The organism is Burkholderia sp. AU6039 (assembly GCF_002223365.1).
Taxonomy (GTDB): domain Bacteria; phylum Pseudomonadota; class Gammaproteobacteria; order Burkholderiales; family Burkholderiaceae; genus Burkholderia.
This window is the reverse complement of record NZ_NKFK01000003.1, coordinates 542,328-558,492: the sequence shown is the minus strand read 5'-3', so window position 1 is coordinate 558,492 and position 16,165 is coordinate 542,328. Positions and strand designations below refer to the sequence as shown.

At 67.1% G+C, this 16,165-nt stretch carries 16 protein-coding genes; 5 read left to right on the top strand and 11 right to left on the bottom strand.

Features of this window, described 5'->3' with window-relative positions:
* Window positions 1-6: 6 nt before the first annotated feature.
* The 9 genes from CFB39_RS05205 to CFB39_RS05165 form a co-directional block, all read right to left on the bottom strand.
* The gene (locus CFB39_RS05205) at window positions 7-222 is read right to left on the bottom strand and encodes an AlpA family transcriptional regulator (RefSeq protein WP_089472363.1); all 216 of its coding nucleotides are present in this window, start codon (window positions 220-222) and stop codon (window positions 7-9) included.
* Between the two features lie 156 nt (window positions 223-378).
* The gene (locus CFB39_RS39215; protein ID WP_144030232.1) at window positions 379-1,122 is read right to left on the bottom strand and encodes a hypothetical protein; all 744 of its coding nucleotides are present in this window, start codon (window positions 1,120-1,122) and stop codon (window positions 379-381) included.
* 107 nt (window positions 1,123-1,229) lie between these two features.
* Window positions 1,230-1,427, bottom strand: a complete 198-nt coding sequence (locus tag CFB39_RS05195) for an AlpA family transcriptional regulator (RefSeq protein WP_089473225.1) — start codon at window positions 1,425-1,427, stop codon at window positions 1,230-1,232.
* 158 nt (window positions 1,428-1,585) lie between these two features.
* A complete protein-coding gene (locus CFB39_RS05190; RefSeq protein ID WP_089472361.1) occupies window positions 1,586-1,939 on the bottom strand; it encodes a hypothetical protein in 354 nt (117 codons plus the stop codon).
* On the bottom strand, window positions 1,939-2,103 hold the full coding sequence (locus CFB39_RS40120) for a hypothetical protein (protein ID WP_179257645.1): 165 nt from the start codon (window positions 2,101-2,103) through the stop codon (window positions 1,939-1,941). The genes CFB39_RS05190 and CFB39_RS40120 overlap by 1 nt, the downstream gene beginning before the upstream one ends.
* A gap of 305 nt (window positions 2,104-2,408) precedes the next feature.
* Window positions 2,409-2,885 carry an AlpA family transcriptional regulator gene (locus CFB39_RS05180; RefSeq protein WP_089472360.1) on the bottom strand — a complete coding sequence of 159 codons (477 nt, stop codon included), beginning with the start codon at window positions 2,883-2,885 and terminating at the stop codon, window positions 2,409-2,411.
* Between the two features lie 492 nt (window positions 2,886-3,377).
* Window positions 3,378-3,731 (bottom strand): DUF4148 domain-containing protein, encoded by a 354-nt coding sequence (locus CFB39_RS05175; RefSeq protein ID WP_069247423.1) that lies wholly within the window; start codon window positions 3,729-3,731, stop codon window positions 3,378-3,380.
* 331 nt (window positions 3,732-4,062) lie between these two features.
* Window positions 4,063-4,332, bottom strand: a complete 270-nt coding sequence (locus tag CFB39_RS05170; protein ID WP_089472359.1) for a hypothetical protein — start codon at window positions 4,330-4,332, stop codon at window positions 4,063-4,065.
* 101 nt (window positions 4,333-4,433) lie between these two features.
* Window positions 4,434-5,540: a substrate-binding domain-containing protein gene (locus tag CFB39_RS05165; protein WP_089472358.1), complete on the bottom strand. Its 1,107-nt coding sequence runs from the start codon at window positions 5,538-5,540 to the stop codon at window positions 4,434-4,436.
* 131 nt (window positions 5,541-5,671) lie between these two features.
* Between CFB39_RS05165 and CFB39_RS05160 the strand changes: the two genes are divergently transcribed.
* The 4 genes from CFB39_RS05160 to CFB39_RS05145 are packed head-to-tail and all read left to right on the top strand — an operon-like array spanning window position 5,672 to window position 10,974.
* A complete protein-coding gene (locus CFB39_RS05160; protein ID WP_089472357.1) occupies window positions 5,672-6,172 on the top strand; it encodes an NAD(P)H-dependent oxidoreductase subunit E in 501 nt (166 codons plus the stop codon).
* Window positions 6,169-7,746, top strand: a complete 1,578-nt coding sequence (locus CFB39_RS05155; protein WP_089472356.1) for an NADH-ubiquinone oxidoreductase-F iron-sulfur binding region domain-containing protein — start codon at window positions 6,169-6,171, stop codon at window positions 7,744-7,746. The genes CFB39_RS05160 and CFB39_RS05155 overlap by 4 nt, the downstream gene beginning before the upstream one ends.
* 17 nt (window positions 7,747-7,763) lie before the next feature.
* Entirely contained in the window at window positions 7,764-10,715 is a 2,952-nt protein-coding gene (gene fdhF, locus CFB39_RS05150; protein WP_089472355.1) for a formate dehydrogenase subunit alpha, read from the top strand.
* A 7-nt stretch (window positions 10,716-10,722) separates the two neighbouring features.
* Window positions 10,723-10,974: a formate dehydrogenase subunit delta gene (locus tag CFB39_RS05145; RefSeq protein WP_089424772.1), complete on the top strand. Its 252-nt coding sequence runs from the start codon at window positions 10,723-10,725 to the stop codon at window positions 10,972-10,974.
* An 8-nt stretch (window positions 10,975-10,982) separates the two neighbouring features.
* Here CFB39_RS05145 and CFB39_RS05140 read toward each other — a convergent pair whose 3' ends face one another.
* A complete protein-coding gene (locus tag CFB39_RS05140) occupies window positions 10,983-12,626 on the bottom strand; it encodes an FAD-dependent monooxygenase (protein WP_089472354.1) in 1,644 nt (547 codons plus the stop codon).
* 58 nt (window positions 12,627-12,684) lie between these two features.
* Here CFB39_RS05140 and CFB39_RS05135 point away from each other — a divergent pair, with 58 nt between their 5' ends.
* Window positions 12,685-14,598 carry a tetratricopeptide repeat protein gene (locus tag CFB39_RS05135; RefSeq protein ID WP_089472353.1) on the top strand — a complete coding sequence of 638 codons (1,914 nt, stop codon included), beginning with the start codon at window positions 12,685-12,687 and terminating at the stop codon, window positions 14,596-14,598.
* Between the two features lie 84 nt (window positions 14,599-14,682).
* Here the strand turns inward: CFB39_RS05135 and CFB39_RS05130 are convergent, their stop codons facing one another.
* Window positions 14,683-15,978 carry an MFS transporter gene (locus tag CFB39_RS05130; protein ID WP_089473224.1) on the bottom strand — a complete coding sequence of 432 codons (1,296 nt, stop codon included), beginning with the start codon at window positions 15,976-15,978 and terminating at the stop codon, window positions 14,683-14,685.
* Window positions 15,979-16,165: the final 187 nt, after the last annotated feature.

Sequence of the window (16,165 nt, the reverse complement as noted above, 5' to 3'; positions counted from 1 at the left end):
CGCACCTCACGCGTTTTCGGGAACACGGTAGCCGGCCGGGTCAGCCAGCCATGCGTCGATGTCTGCGCGCCGCCAGACGATGCTGCGGGCGCCGATGCGGATCGCCTTGGGGAAGGTGCCCGCCTTCATACGATCGTAGATCGTGCTGCGCGCCAGGGTCGTTTCGACTTCGACTTGCTTGCGACGCATCAGCGTCTGCGGATTGGGCTGCTGATCGGACATTCTCGGCTCCTGTCGGGAGTGCCGGACAAAACCGGCACTTGGGAGCCATGATGTCGACCGCCGAAACGACGGTCACGGTATGAAATTGCGAATTAAATACCGTGCGGAGTGGACCGCGAAGCGCTATTCAGCATCCGTTGCCGACCGCCCGGCATGTCAAACCCTTCGTTCTTGCCTCTCGCGCTCGATTTGTTCTTGTATCCACACTTCGCGCTCTTGATACAACTCAAGCCATTGCCGATTCGCGGCCGGCCCCTTTGTAAATTCAAGTTCACGCATCAGCCCATATTTTGGAAACCTCGTCAGCCAGTATGCGTATGTGAGTGGGGTGTCTTCTTCAATTTGCGGCCGACGGCCAAATGCGCGCCGATCCGCGGCGGATCCGGCTTTCGCCAAGAGCCATGCCTGATAGCCTTTCTTGACGGCGTCAGCGCTCTTCGGTGCAAATTTCGGGGCATAGCGCTCGGTCCAGGCGACCTTTTCCAGGGTCCTCCCTTCGGCCACCCACTGAATTGCCCTCTCAACCGTGAAAGGGGCGTCAAGAGGTCGCAGCAACGCGGGGACGCGCTTCGCAATTCTCAGTAGCTCGTGAACGTGCTGACCGCGTGCAAGGGATTCTTCGCGCGCTTCGCTGGATGCAGGCCGGCCGCGCCGTCCTTGAACAGCGGCCCGGAGCACGACGCCACTGTCACCTCGAAAGCTCTCGACGAGAAAGTCGAGCAGCCGCTCGTCAAGCGCGGTGTATGGAACGATGGGGGCACCCCCAGGCTCGCCGTTCACTCGATTCTGTCGCACCGTCGCACAAAACTCATCGACGAGTCGGCGCGCGGCCTCTATATCGCCATCACGCGCCGCATCGATCCAGAGCGAGAGCTGATCACGCCCACTGTCCGCGCCCATTGCGCCCTCACGCAAAGCCCCTTGAGAGGAGCCGCGCCGGCCGGGTAAGGGAGCCCGGTTTTCGCCCCGTCGAGCTAGGCGCGGTGAAACGATTATGCCAAAGCGGATCAATCGCCTATCGTCTCAGACGAATTCCGCGACAGGACTGCGTCGATGCTTTCGGCAGTGATCCGGCTGCCCTGAGTGCCGACCTTCACGAGCCGCAGCTTGCCTGCTGCGACCATGCGATAGATCGTTGCCCGCGATACGCTCAGTTGAACCATCACATCGGAAATGCGGTACAGCTTAGGAACGGCGCTGCTCATGAAAACCTCCATTCGAGAGTCGTAACATGCCGGCCGCCGGCCATTTGAGCCGATGTGAAGCCACGGAATACCTCGCCGGCAACTCATTCTGCGCATGCGTTCAACCTGCTGGCACCGGTACCTCTCAGAACGAGGCGCCGTTTGCGCTGAGACAACGCTTACGCGCGCCCCTCCGGCAACGCATATTTTTCCGCCCAGTCCGACAGGTCTTCGATGTCCTTCACGAGCGACTGAGATACGGCCACTCCCATTGCAAGCAGGGCCTCCACGCTCGTGGAACTCAAGGGACGCTCTACAGACCCATCCCCTTCGGAGTTGCGGTATATGTGCTCCTGAACGATGTTCCCTCGCGCGATCGCGAAAATCTGCTCGAGCCCACGAACTATGACGAATGTCCGCTCAAGGCTGTTCAGCAGCGGACCAGCCTTCACGAGGGTGCCGTCGGCAGCAGCTTCGGACACGCGTGGGCTGAAGATCGGGAACCGGGAGTCGAGGAAGTTTTCGCCGCTCATCACGACACCTCCGTGCGGGCGAGTTCGGCCAGGCGGCGCAGCGCGTCGCCGGTGGTGTCGAGCGCATCCTGATAGGTCGGCGCGAGCGCGGCGGCGCGCAGGGCGGCGCGAATGATTTCGAGAGGGGATTGCAGCTGCTCGGGACGAGCGAGGGCTTGGCGCATGGTGCGACCTCCTTTTGCGGGTTGATGCCCGCTCCCGTCGCCAAACGGGGTGAGCGGGCACTGGGCGGGGTTGGCGAACCGGTGCAAAAGGAAACCGGCAGACCCGAAGGTCTCCCCACCCAGGCCCGCCCATAGAAGGCGTGCGAAGGCAGCGCAAATAGAAAAGCCGCGGGTCGAACGACGGCGCGGCTTCATTGCGCCTTTTGCATGTCAGGTCGCCAAACCCGGCCGCTGTTGTTTCAGCGACGCCTATAGCGTAGTCCCATCGCACCGGGCGCGTCAAGAACGTCGGCGGCTGCAATCGATCATGCCTCGATGTGGGACTCGGCCCAGGCGATCACGTCTTTCGCGCGCCAGAGCGGCCGAGCGCGCTCGGTTGCGCTTTTGCCTGACGGGATGCGAATCGGCCGCGGGAAACCGTCCTGCGTGATGATCCACTGCCGCGTGTGCTGCTCGCTGCGGTGTAGGTAGACAGCCAGCTCGGCCAGATCCCAGAGTGCGTGCGGCGTCAGGCACATCGCGATCCGGCGCGCCAGTCCGTCGAGGCTCTCCCCGTCAACTGGTCGTGCCATGGCGTCGGAGGCCGCCGGAGCAGCCGGCGGCGATGGTTGTCGGCCGGCCCGCGCGGCCAACCATGCTTCGACGTCATCCTCGAGCCATGCAGTGCGCCCTGGTACGAGCTCGAACGGCTTTGGGAACGTACCGGCCGCGATCATGCGGTAAAGCGTCGACTGGCCGAGCCCCACCTTCGCGGCAACCTGCTTGAATCTGAGCGAGTTCATCGTTGCACCTCCCACACGTTGTCGGAATTTCGATCCAAGGAGGTGACGAAGTGGAAATCAAGAGCGCTCGATCGTCGCGCATGCGTGTCGAGCGACTAATACAGGGGGTAGCGGGGCAACTCCGGGGGCAACTTTGGGGGCAACTTTTCTTTCGAAATGCGCTTGCCCCTTTACTGTCGTGGCTTTCACGCCACAATTCGAGTGACGCCGCCCCACCAAATTCCGCGCTCGCCGCACGAACCCCGCATGACGCAAGTCTGCGGGGTTTTTTGTTGCCGGCGAAACGCACTCGCCCTCTCCTTCCGAAAAAGCACCCAGCCACGGGTGGGCCGGGCGGAATGCCACCGGACTTCCGGCGACAGGAGGTGACGGATAGCCTGCCGTGCCCGCGCGCTCATCGATCGCGCCGGGCAGCGGCCCGCCCGGGTGCTGCGGCTCCAGGCGCGACGCGTCGTCGCACCCGGCATTCACGCACACCGGGCAATACGCGGTTTAGCTGCCGCGATACAGCGACTTCATTTCTTCAGCGGTGGCCGGACGCACGCCCATCGCACGCGAACCCGATGCCGATGCGCCCTGTGCCTGTGCGCCGTAACCGCTGGCGTCGGCGCCTTGTGCTTGCGCCAGCGCAGCGCGCTGCTGCTCTGCAACACGCGCCGTGGCAGCCTGGATCGCTTCCGGGTAGTGCGGATCTTCACCGCGAGCGGAGTTGTAACCAGCCTGCTGCAACTGGACCAGTTCGGCACGAACCTGCGCGCGAGTGATCGTCGAGCCCGACTGGGCGAACGACACGACCGGGGCGACGAGAGCGGCAGCAACGACAACAGCTTGAACGAGCGATTTCATGATGACCTACCTCCAGATTTGTCTGTGTTCGCGGTGAACACCTTGTTCATCGCTGACAATCCGAAGTTTATGTAGGCGGATGCTTAAGAATAAGGCAGGTTTCTGGAAGACATCCTTCCTGAATTACGGGTTAACCCTAAATCACCCGGTATCGAATCGCATGACGATTCGACGGAAAGCAAAAGCCCCGCGAAGCGGCAACGCTTCGCGGGGCTCGGACAAAATCGGAATCGCACGGGACGCCTGCCGCCACCAATCACACAGCCAGATCGGCACGCGCGCGCAACACCCGCCAGTCGAATCGGTGCTGCGAACGCGCCCGTCAGCCAGGTTACCGGCTATCCATCGGACACTTCAGATTGCAGCCGTTGGGATCCCCCAGGTCACCCTTGCGGCGCAAGGTCGACTTCTTGCCGCTCTGGTATTTCTGCGACGGCGCGGACGCCGCGAACGGCATCTGCGGATGCTCGTTCAGGCGAAACTGTTCGCTCAGGATACCGCCGGGCACACCGGGCGAATTCTGCGCGAGCGCAAACGGCGAAACAGCGGCCAGCAGCCCCGCGGTCAACACTGCCGCGGTGAGGGGAACGGAAAATTTCATGGCGGGATGACGCTTGAACGGCGTACTTGTTGGAACGTTGGTCAAGCGGCAAGCGTAGCGCAAATCCCCTGCTGCTGCATCGCGGTTCGATTGCATCCGCGTTACCGGGCATTGCCCGCCGGCACGCTCGCGCCGTCGCCGCCGGCCAGCCCCGACGCGATGCTCGTCAGCGTTCCACATGCAGCCGGATCGTAGCCGTCGAGATGCGCGACGCGCTCGACGAAGCGCGCATCGCGCAGCAGCGCCAGCACGCCGGCAAGCGGCCGCGCGTCGAGCCGCGCGCGCTCACATGCGAAGTAATAGTCTTCGTCGACGACCGGGATGAAATCGAGCCCGAAATGATGGGCGGCCGGCTCGACGCCGAAGCCGAGATCGGCCATCCCGCTCGCGACGAACGCCGCGATCGCCGAATGCGTGAGCTCGGCCGACGCGTAGCCGTCGATGCGCTCGGGATCGATGCCGATCGCTCGCAGCGCGAGATCCAGCAGCATGCGCGTGCCCGACCCCGGCTGGCGGTTGACGAAGCGGATGTCATTGCGCGCGAGATCCGCGAGCCCGCGAACCTGCTTCGGATTGCCGCGCGGAATGAACAGCCCCTGCTGGCGCCGTGTCAGGTGGATCAGCACATGGCGCGTATCGTCGAGCCACGGCCGGTAGATCTGCGCGCACTGCGCGCGAAACGCGCCGCGCGGCAGATGGAAGCCGGCCAGGTCGCACTCGCCGCGGGCAAGCGCCTGCACGGCCTCGACGCTCTCGCGATACTTGATGTCGACAGCCGCCTGCGCGTCGACCAGCGCGGAGACGAGCGTCGCGACCGCGTAGCCGTGCGACGCATGGATACGCACGGCGCCGTCGCGCTGCGCGAGCCGCCGGTTCAGGTCGCTCGCCACTTCGGCGGCCAGCGTGCGCAGGTTCCCGTCGAGCCGGCTGCGCGCGAGGCGCTGCGCATCGACGACGGCCTGCCCGAGCGCCGACAGCGTCGAGCCCTTGCCGCGCGCGGTTTCGATCAGTTCCCCGCCGATGCACGCCTCGAGCGCACGCAGCATGCCCCACGCGTGCCGATAAGACAGCCCTTTCGCTTGCGCGGCCTGCGCAATGCTGCCCGTGTCGGCCACGAGTTCGAGCAACGGCGCGACATCCGACAGGCTGGCCGCACGGCCTTCCGTGTCGCGTACGGTCAGATACGCGTCGCATTCGATGCGAATCAATTATGCACTCCGATTTCCTATTGCGACCACCAAATCTTCCGCTTATCGTTGGGCGAAATCAATCAGAACGAAGTCGCGATGCGCACTATATGAATCTCGAGCGCATATGAGACTTTGGAGGAGCACAACTGATGTCCCCGAATTCCCAAGCGCCCGACGCGCTCGTCGAGCGCCATGCGCGCGCCGGCCGGTCGCTCGTGGCGATCCTGCACGCGATCCAGGACGACGCGGGTTACGTGCCGCCAGGCTGCGTCGCGCCGCTCGCCCGCGCTCTCAACCTGTCGCGCGCGGAAGTGCACGGTGTCCTGACTTACTACCACCACTTCCGCACCGCGCCGCCCGCCCGCGTGACGATCCAGATGTGCCGCGCCGAAGCGTGCCGCAGCATGGGCTGCGAAGCGCTGGCCGCGCATGCGGAAGCCCGCACGGGTTGCCGGTTCGACGCGGCGCACGACGATGCCGCCGATGCGCATGCGCCCGGTGACGTCGCACTCGAATCGGTCTACTGCCTCGGACTGTGTGCGCAGTCGCCGTCGCTGACGGTCAACGGTGTGCTGCATGCCAAGGTCACGCCGGAGAAATTCGACGCGCTGCTTGCCGACGCGGTCGCCCGCACCCCGGAGGCCGCATGACGACCCGCCTCTACGTCCCGCGCGATTCGTCCGCGCTGGCGCTCAGCGCCGACGCGCTCGCCGCCGCGATCGAGGCGGAAGCCGAACGCCGCGGCATCGCCGTCGAACTGGTCCGCAACGGTTCGCGCGGGCTGCTGTGGCTCGAGCCGCTCGTCGAGGTCGGCACGGCCGCCGGCCGCGTCGGCTATGCGAACCTGTCGGCCGCCGACGTCCCGGCCCTGTTCGACGCAAACTGGCTCGAAGGCGGCACGCATCCGAGCGGCGTCGGCCTCGTCGACGCACTGCCCTATCTCGCGCGCCAGCAACGCCTCACGTTCGCCCGGATCGGCCTGACCGACCCGCTGTCGATCGACGACTACCTGCGATACGAAGGCCTCGCCGGCCTGAAGAACGCGCTCGCGCTCGGCGGCGATGCCGCGTGCGAAACATTGATCGAATCAGGGCTGCGCGGCCGCGGCGGTGCAGCGTTCCCCGCAGGCATCAAGTGGCGCACGGTCCGGCAAGCACGCGCCACGCAGAAGTACATCGTCTGCAATGCGGACGAAGGCGATTCGGGCACGTTCTCCGACCGCCTGCTCATGGAATGCGATCCGTACTGCCTGATCGAAGGAATGATCATCGCGGGCGTCGCGACCGGCGCGACGGTCGGCTACATCTACGTGCGCAGCGAATACCCGCACGCGATCGCCACGCTCGAAGCCGCGATCGTCCGTGCACGCGAAGCCGGCTGGCTCGGCGAGCACGTGCTCGGCTCCGCGCACGCGTTCGAGCTGCACGTCGCGAAAGGCGCGGGCTCGTACGTGTGCGGCGAGGAAACGGCGCTGCTCGAATCACTCGAAGGCAAGCGCGGCGTCGTGCGTGCGAAACCGCCGCTGCCCGCGCTCGCCGGCCTGTACGGCCAGCCGACCGTCATCAACAACGTGATCACGCTTGCAACGGCGCCCGTGATCTTCGCGCGCGGCGCCGCGTTCTATCGCGACTACGGGATGGGCCGCTCGCGCGGCACGCTGCCGTTCCAGCTAGCCGGCAACATCCGCCACGGCGGCCTCGTCGAACTCGCGTTCGGGGTCACGCTGCGCGAGCTGCTGTTCGACTTCGGCGGCGGCACGGCCAGCGGGCGGCCCGCACGTGCCGCGCAGGTGGGCGGCCCGCTCGGCACCTACCTGCCCGACCACCAGTGGGACGTGCCGCTCGACTACGAAGCGTATACGGCGATTGGCGCGGTGGTCGGCCACGGCGGCATCGTGCTGCACGACGACTCATCGAACCTCGCCGAGCTGGCCGAATACGCGATGAAGTTCTGCGCGATCGAGTCGTGCGGCAAGTGCACGCCGTGCCGGATCGGTTCGACGCGCGGCGTCGAGACGATCGCACGCATTCGCCACGGCGATACGTCGGAGCGGCAGGTCACGCTGCTGCGCGACCTGTGCGACACGATGCTGGCCGGTTCGCTGTGCGCCATGGGCGGCATGACACCCTACCCGGTGCTGTCCGCGCTCGACCATTTCCCCGAAGATTTCGGGCTCGCTGCCGGCAAACCTGCCGCGTCGGGTCCGGTCAAGGCTGCGGCCTGACCCAGAAGGAGCCCTGCATGTCCCTCGACACGAACAATGTCCGCCAAGGCGGCTGCGGCTCGGGCCAATGCGCGTGCAAGAGCGCTGCGCAGGCGCGTGCCCTCGATCCGTTCGACGATACCGACTACGGCACGCCGCAACGGCATGCCGATACCGACGTCACGCTCGAAATCGATGGCCAGCCGGTCACGGTGCCGGCCGGCACGTCGGTGATGCGTGCGGCGATCGAAGCCGGCGTCAACGTCCCGAAGCTCTGCGCGACCGATTCGCTCGAACCGTTCGGCTCGTGCCGTCTGTGCCTCGTCGAAATCGAAGGCCGGCGCGGTTATCCGGCGTCGTGCACGACACCTGCGGAAGCGGGCATGAAGGTGCGCACGCAGTCGGACCGGCTGCAGTCGCTGCGGCGCAACGTGATGGAGCTGTACATCTCCGACCACCCGCTCGACTGCCTCACCTGCCCCGCCAACGGCGACTGCGAGCTGCAGGACATGGCCGGTGTGGTCGGGCTGCGTGAGGTGCGTTACGGCTTCGACGGCGCGAATCACCTGCGCGACAAGAAGGACGAATCGAATCCGTACTTCACGTACGACCCGTCGAAGTGCATCGTCTGCAACCGCTGCGTGCGCGCCTGCGAGGAAACGCAGGGCACGTTCGCGCTGACGATCGCCGCACGCGGCTTCGAATCGCGCGTCGCAGCCGGCGAAAGCGAATCGTTCATGGCGTCGGAATGCGTGTCGTGCGGCGCGTGCGTCGCCGCCTGCCCGACCGCCACGCTGCAGGAAAAATCCGTCGTGCAACTCGGGCAGGCCGAACACTCGGTCGTCACGACCTGCGCATACTGCGGCGTCGGCTGCTCGTTCAAGGCCGAGATGAAAGGCACGCAGGTCGTGCGCATGACGCCGCACAAGAACGGCCTCGCGAACGAAGGCCACGCATGCGTGAAGGGTCGCTTCGCGTGGGGCTATGCGACGCACAAGGACCGCATCACGAAGCCGATGATCCGCGAGAAGATCACCGACCCGTGGCGCGAAGTCAGCTGGGACGAAGCGCTCACCTACGCGGCAACGCAATTCCGCAAGCTGCAGGACAAGTACGGCCGCGATTCCATCGGCGGCATCACGTCGTCGCGCTGCACGAACGAGGAAACCTACCTCGTGCAGAAGCTGGTGCGCGCCGCGTTCGGCAACAACAACGTCGACACCTGCGCACGCGTGTGCCACTCGCCGACGGGCTATGGCCTCAAGACGACGCTCGGCGAATCGGCCGGCACGCAGACGTTTGCATCGGTCGGCCAGGCCGACGTGATCGTCGTGATGGGCGCGAACCCGACCGACGGCCACCCGGTGTTCGGCTCGCGGCTGAAGCGGCGCGTACGTGAAGGCGCGAAGCTGATCGTGATCGACCCGCGCCGCATCGACGTCGTCGACGGCCCGCATGTAAAGGCCACGCACCACCTGCAACTGCGCCCCGGCACCAACGTCGCGATCGTCAACGCGCTCGCGCACGTGATCGTCACCGAAGGGCTCGTCGCCGACGCATTTGTCGCCGAGCGCTGCGACACGCGCGCATTCGAGCAATGGCGCGAGTTCGTCTCGCGAGCCGACAACTCGCCCGAGGCGAGCGCCGACGTGACGGGCGTGCCGGCCGAGCTGGTACGCGAAGCCGCGCGCCTCTATGCGACGGGCGGCAATGCCGCGATCTATTACGGCTTGGGCGTCACCGAACACGCACAGGGCTCGACGACGGTGATGGGCATCGCGAACCTCGCGATGGCGACCGGCAACATCGGCCGCGAAGGCGTCGGCGTCAATCCGCTGCGCGGCCAGAACAACGTGCAGGGCTCGTGCGACATGGGCTCGTTCCCGCACGAACTGCCCGGCTACCGGCACATCGGCGACGAAGTCGTGCGCACGCAGTTCGAAGCGGCGTGGTCGGCGAAGCTGCAACCGGAACCGGGGCTGCGCATCCCGAACATGTTCGACGCGGCGCTCGACGGCAGCTTCAAGGGGCTTTACTGCCAGGGCGAGGACATCGTCCAGTCGGACCCGAATACGCAGCACGTCGCGGCCGCGCTGTCGGCAATGGAATGCATCGTCGTGCAGGACATCTTCCTGAACGAGACCGCGAAATACGCGCACGTGCTGCTGCCCGGCTCGTCGTTCCTCGAGAAGGACGGCACGTTCACGAACGCGGAGCGCCGCATCTCGCGCGTGCGCAAGGTGATGCCGCCGCTCGCGGGCTACGCGGACTGGGAAGTCACGCTGATGCTGTCGCGCGCGCTCGGCTACGAGATGGACTATGCGCATCCGTCGGAAATCATGGACGAGATCGCGCGGCTCACGCCGACCTTCTCGGGTGTGTCCTACGCGAAGCTCGACACGCTCGGCAGCATTCAGTGGCCGTGCAACGAGCACGCGCCGGAAGGCACGCCGACGATGCACATCGACGCATTCGTGCGCGGCAAGGGCAAGTTCGTGATCACGCAGTTCATCGCGTCGCCGGAGAAGGTCACGCAGCGCTATCCGCTGATCCTGACGACGGGCCGCATCCTGTCGCAGTACAACGTCGGCGCGCAGACGCGCCGCACCGAGAACGTGCGGTGGCACGAAGAGGATCGCCTCGAGATCCATCCGCACGACGCGCAGGATCGCGGTATCCGCAGCGGCGACTGGGTCGGCATCGAATCGCGTGCGGGGCAGACGGTGCTGCGCGCGCTCGTGACCGAACGCATGCAACCGGGTGTCGTTTATACGACGTTCCACTTCCCGGAATCGGGCGCGAACGTGATCACGACGGACAGCTCGGACTGGGCGACGAACTGCCCCGAGTACAAGGTGACGGCCGTGCAGGTGCTGCCCGTCGCGCAGCCGTCCGACTGGCAGCAAGCGTATGCGCGCTTCAACGCGGAGCAGCTCGACCTGCTCGAGCGCCGCGCCGCCGCGACCGCCGGCGTGACGACAGGCAAGTGAGGAAGCGATGGACAACGGACACCTGATCGACATGGCCAACCAGATCGGCGCATTCTTCGAATCGATGCCCGATCGAGACGAAGCGCTGACCGGGATCGCCGACCATATCCGGCGCTTCTGGGAGCCGCGGATGCGCCGCGCGTTTCTCGCGGCGCTCGACGATCCGTCGAGCGAGGCCGGACAACGTGCGGCACCGATCGTGCGCGACGCGATCGCCGTGCACCGCGCGTCGCTCGTACCCGCCACGGCGAGCGCCTGACGGCGCCGCTACGCGGACCGCGACAGGCCCGCGAACCAGCTTTCGCAGTGGCGCAGCAGCGCGTTCGCATCGGTCGCCGTGCGCCCGCGCACGGCGACGTAACCATCCGGCCGCAGCAGGTAGAACGACGGCCGCGAGCGGCCGTATTCCTGCGCGAGCCCGGCATCGCCGCCTTCGGCATCGGTGACGCGCCAGACGCGCACCGCATCCGGCATGATCCGCTCGAGCCCCTGCACGAGCGCCTGCGCATCGGTCGGCATCGGCGGCACCGCGCCGGTGTCGGCATTCTCCGGCTCTTCCAGCAACAGCAACGTGAAGCTCGCCGGATCGTGCAGGTCGTATAGCCGCGCCGTTCCGGGCGCCTGACCGAGCGGCCCGTCGAGCACCCGCACGCGCGCGTCGGGTGCCCGCTCGCCTGCGCGCGGCCCGCCATCGAGCACGCGCTCGAGCGTCAGCGGACTCTTCCGGTACTGCACGCCGAGCTCGCTGACCGTGCGCCGCACCGCGTCGCGCATCGGCCCGAACGACGCCAGCACCGGCACGACGTGATCGCGCAGCAGCTTCATCGCGCCACGCTCGGCTTCGACGATCTGCGTGACGAAACCGGTCTGCCGCAACACGTCGCGCTCGATCGGATGACGCTCCGCGTGATACGTGTCGAGCAGCCGCTCGGGCGTGCCCGCGCCGAGCACGCGCGCGAGCTTCCAGCCAAGATTGAACGCCTCCTGGATGCCGGTGTTCATGCCCTGCGCGCCGGCCGGGCTGTGGACGTGCGCGGCGTCGCCCGCGAAGAACACGCGGCCGTGACGCAACCGGTCGACCATCCGGCTGTGCAGATGAAAATACGCCGACCACGCGAGATCGCTCGGCGAGATCGACGCGCCGGCACGGGCACGCACGATCGCGTCGCATTCCGCAAGCGACGGGGTCGGCGCATCGGGCGACGCGTCGCCGCCGGGCGGCCGGTCGGCCACGAGCCGGTAACGGCCGCCGCCCATCGGAAACAGGCCGGCGATGCCTTCGGATGTCGTGAACAGGTGGATCTCTTCGTCCGGCCAGTCGGGTATCGCCGCGAAATCGGCAAGCAGGAAGGTCTGCTCGAACGCATGCCCGGCGAAGCCCAGGCCGAGCAGATGCCTGACCGTGCTGTGCGCGCCGTCGGCGGCGATCAGGTACGACGGCGCGAACGATTCGTCGCGGCCGTCGGCGCAGCGAATCGACACGTCGAGCGATGCACCGTCCGCATCGCACGCGGTCAGCGTCGCGCCGCGCTCGACCGTCACGCCGAGCCGGGCCAGATGTTCGGCAAGCAGGCGCTCGGTGACGGTCTGGTCGAGAAACAGCAAGTACGGATAGCGCGTTTGCAACGGATCGAAATCGAGCCGTGCGATCACGCGGCCGTCGGCATGCAACTCGGCCGCATGGGCACGATGACCGAGCGCGAGAAACGGCTCGACCGCGCGATGCTGCTCCAGCAGTTCGAGCGTGCGCGCCTGGATGCCGATCGCGCGCGAATACGGCGCGGGCGCAGCGAGCCGATCGATGATGCGCACCGGCACGCGGGCTCGCGCGAGGCTCATCGCCGCGGCAAGGCCGGTCGGCCCCGCGCCGACGATCAGCACGGGCGGGATATCGGGCAGTGTGTCAGCCATGAGAACCTCGATGACACGCGACCCTGCAAGTCTACGCCGCTCCGCGTGACGGGGCCATATGCCGATCGGCCGACGCGCGGCACCATCGCGCGGTGTGGGAAAATACGCGCTTTCCGCCAGTTTTCGCGTTATGGATTCCGCATTCGACCGGGCGTATGCCGCACACCGCGCGGGCCGCCTCGCCGAGGCCGAGCACGGCTATCGCAACGCGCTCGCCTCCAATCCCGCCGACGCCGACGCGCTGCATCTGTTCGGCGTGCTGCGGCACCAGCAGGGCCAGCACGCCGAGGCGGCCGATCTCGTCGGCCGCGCCGTCGCGCTGCGGCCAGGCGATGCCGCGCTGCAGCTCAATCTCGGCAACGCGCTGAAGGCGCTCGGCCGGCTCGACGAAGCAGTCGACCGCTTTCGCAACGCGCTGACGCTCGCGCCCGAATTTCCGCTCGCGCACTACAACCTCGGCAACGCGTATGCGGCGCTGCAGCGCCACGACGATGCGATCGATGCATTCGGCCGCGCGCTGCGGCTCACGCCCGACGATGCATCGATCCACAACAATCTCGGCAACGCGCTGAACGCGCTCGGCCGCCACGACGACGCGCTCGCCGCGTTCCGTCGCGCGCTCGAGTTGCGGCCCGGGCATGCGGGAGCGCACAACAACCTCGCGATGGCGCTGAACGCGATGGGCCGCGCCGACGACGCAATCGCGCACTTCCAGGCCGCGATCGCCGCGCAGCCGCGCTTCGTCGCCGCCCATTTCAATCTCGGCAACACATACGATGCGGTCGGCCGGCATGCGGAGGCGACCGCCGCGTTCGAAGCCGCGCTCGCGCTGCATCCGCCGTTTCCGCTCGCGCTGTTCGGGCTCGCGAACGCACTGAGCGCGCAGGCCCGCCACCGCGACGCGCTGCCCTACTATGAGCGTGCCGTCGGTCTCGATCCATCGTTCAGCCTGGCCTGGCTGAATCTCGGCAACGCACATCACGCGCTCGGTGCGCACGAGATGGCGCTGCGCGCCTTCGACCAGGCACTGCGCGTCGCGCCCGATCTCACGCTGGCACGGCTGCACCGCGCGGTCACGCTGCTGACGCTCGGCAACTTCACGCGCGGCCTGCCCGCCTACGAAGCGCGCCACGACACGCCCGGCGCGACGCCGCTCGGCACGCTGCCGCGCTGGCAAGGCGAGCCGATCGCGTCGCGCACGCTGCTGATCCGCGCGGAACAGGGCTTCGGCGACACGCTGCAGTTCGTCCGCTTCGTGCCGCTCGCCCGCGCACGCTGCGCGCGCGTCGTGCTCGAAGTCCAGCCGGAACTGGTTACGCTGCTGGCGCCGGCCGCGACGCGCTGGCGCGTGACGCTCGTCGCACAGGGCGCGGCAAGACCGCCTGCCGCGGATGTCGCGTGCACGCTGATGAGCCTGCCGTTCCTGCTCGGGCTTCAGACGAAGGAGGACATCGTCGCGGGCTCGCGCTACCTCGACGCGCCCGACGGCGCCGGCCGGCGCTTTCGCGGCTCGCTCGGCGGGCAGTCGAAGCGCAAGTTCGGCCTCGCGTGGTCAGGGCGCCGGCAGGCGCAGGAAAACCGTTCGATGCCGTTCGACGCGCTCGCACCGCTGCTCGCGCTGCCGGACATCGACTGGATCGTGCTGCAGCCCGCACTCGACGACGACGAACGCGCGCGCGTCGACGCGCATCCGCGCGTGCATCGGCTCGACGGCCGGCTGAACGACTTTGCCGACACGGCCGCGCTGATCGATCGGCTCGACGGCGTCGTCACGATCGATACGGCGGTCGCGCACCTGGCCGGCGCGCTCGGCAAGCCGCTGTGGGTGATGCTGCCGTTCGCGCCCGACTGGCGCTGGTTCACCGGCGACGACTGCCCGTGGTATCCGCAGGCCAGGCTCGCCCGCCAGCCCGCGCCGGGCGAATGGCACGACGTGGCGGCCGCGGTCGCCGGCATGCTGCGCGAAGCCTGAACGCAGACGAACAAAGGGAGCGCGCCGCGCTCCCTTTTTCATTGCATGGTGTACGGCCGGCGCCGCGCGTCATACCGCTGCCGGTCAGGCCGCCTTGTACTGGTTGCGCGCCTCGGCCGTGCGATACAGCACGAGTGTCGCGATCAGCCCGCAAATCGCGGCAACGCTCAGCCACAACCCCGGCGCCGCCTTGTTCCCGGTCTGATGAATCAGCAGCGTCGAGATCGCGGGCGTGAAGCCGCCGATCGTCGTCGCCAGGCTGTATGCCAGCGAGAAACCCGCCGTGCGCACGTCGGCCGGCATCACTTCGGTCAGCGCGACGACCATCGCCCCGTTGTACGACGCGTACAGGAACGACAGCCACAGCTCGACCGCGAGCAGCCGCAGGAACGACGGATCGCCGACGAGCCACAGCACGGCCGGGTAAGCCGTCAGCAGCGTCAGCACCGTGAACGCGATCAGCACCGGGCGGCGACCGACGCGGTCGGACAACGCACCGGACAGCGGCAGCCACACGAGATTGGAGATCCCCACGCAGACGGTCACGACGAGTGCATCGAGCGACGACAGGTGCAGCACTTCCTTGCCGAACGTCGGCGTATAGGCGGTGATCATGTAGAACGACACCGTCGTCATGATCACCATCCCCATGCCCGCCACCACGACGCCCCAGTTGTCGAGCATCGAACGCATGATCTCGCCCATCGTCGGACGATGACGCTTCGCGAGGAACTCGTCGGTCTCCTTCAGCGAACGACGGATCAGGAACAGGAACGGCACGATCAGGCAGCCGATCAGGAACGGAATGCGCCAGCCCCACGCGGTCATCTCCTCGGCCGGCAGTGCGCGGTTCAGCAGCACGCCGACGAGCGCGGCGAACACGACGGCCACCTGCTGGCTGCCCGACTGCCACGACGTATAGAACCCCTTGTGCCCCTTCGTCGCGATCTCCGACAGGTAGACCGACACGCCGCCGAGTTCGACGCCCGCCGAGAAGCCCTGCAGCAGCCGGCCGAGCAGCACGAGCACCGGCGCGAGCACGCCGATCGTCGCATAGCCGGGTATCGCGGCCACCGCGAGCGTGCCGATCGCCATCAGCCCGAGCGTCAGGATCAGCCCCTTGCGGCGGCCGTGATGGTCGATGTACGCGCCGAGCACGATTGCGCCGACCGGCCGCATCAGGAAGCCCGCACCGAACACCGACAGCGACAGCATCAGCGACGCGAATGCGTTGCCGCTCGGGAAGTAGGTTTTCGCGATGGCCGACGCGTAATAGCCGTAGACCATGAAGTCGTACATTTCCAGGAAGTTGCCGCTGACGACCCGGAACACGGTGCGGAATTTCGATTCCTGCGCGATGGCGTGTGACGCTGTGGACATGTTTTTCTCGCTCAGCTCGGATGGCGCGAATCCGCGCCGCATGGATCCGACGACGCACGCGGCGCCGGGCCGGCGCGCACGGGCATCGCTGCCCGCCGGCGGCGCACCGCGCAACGACGCGCGCACCGGCATGGTTCGCGCATCATGCCACGCCAACCCGACATTTGCCTTGTGTCGCCCCTGCCGG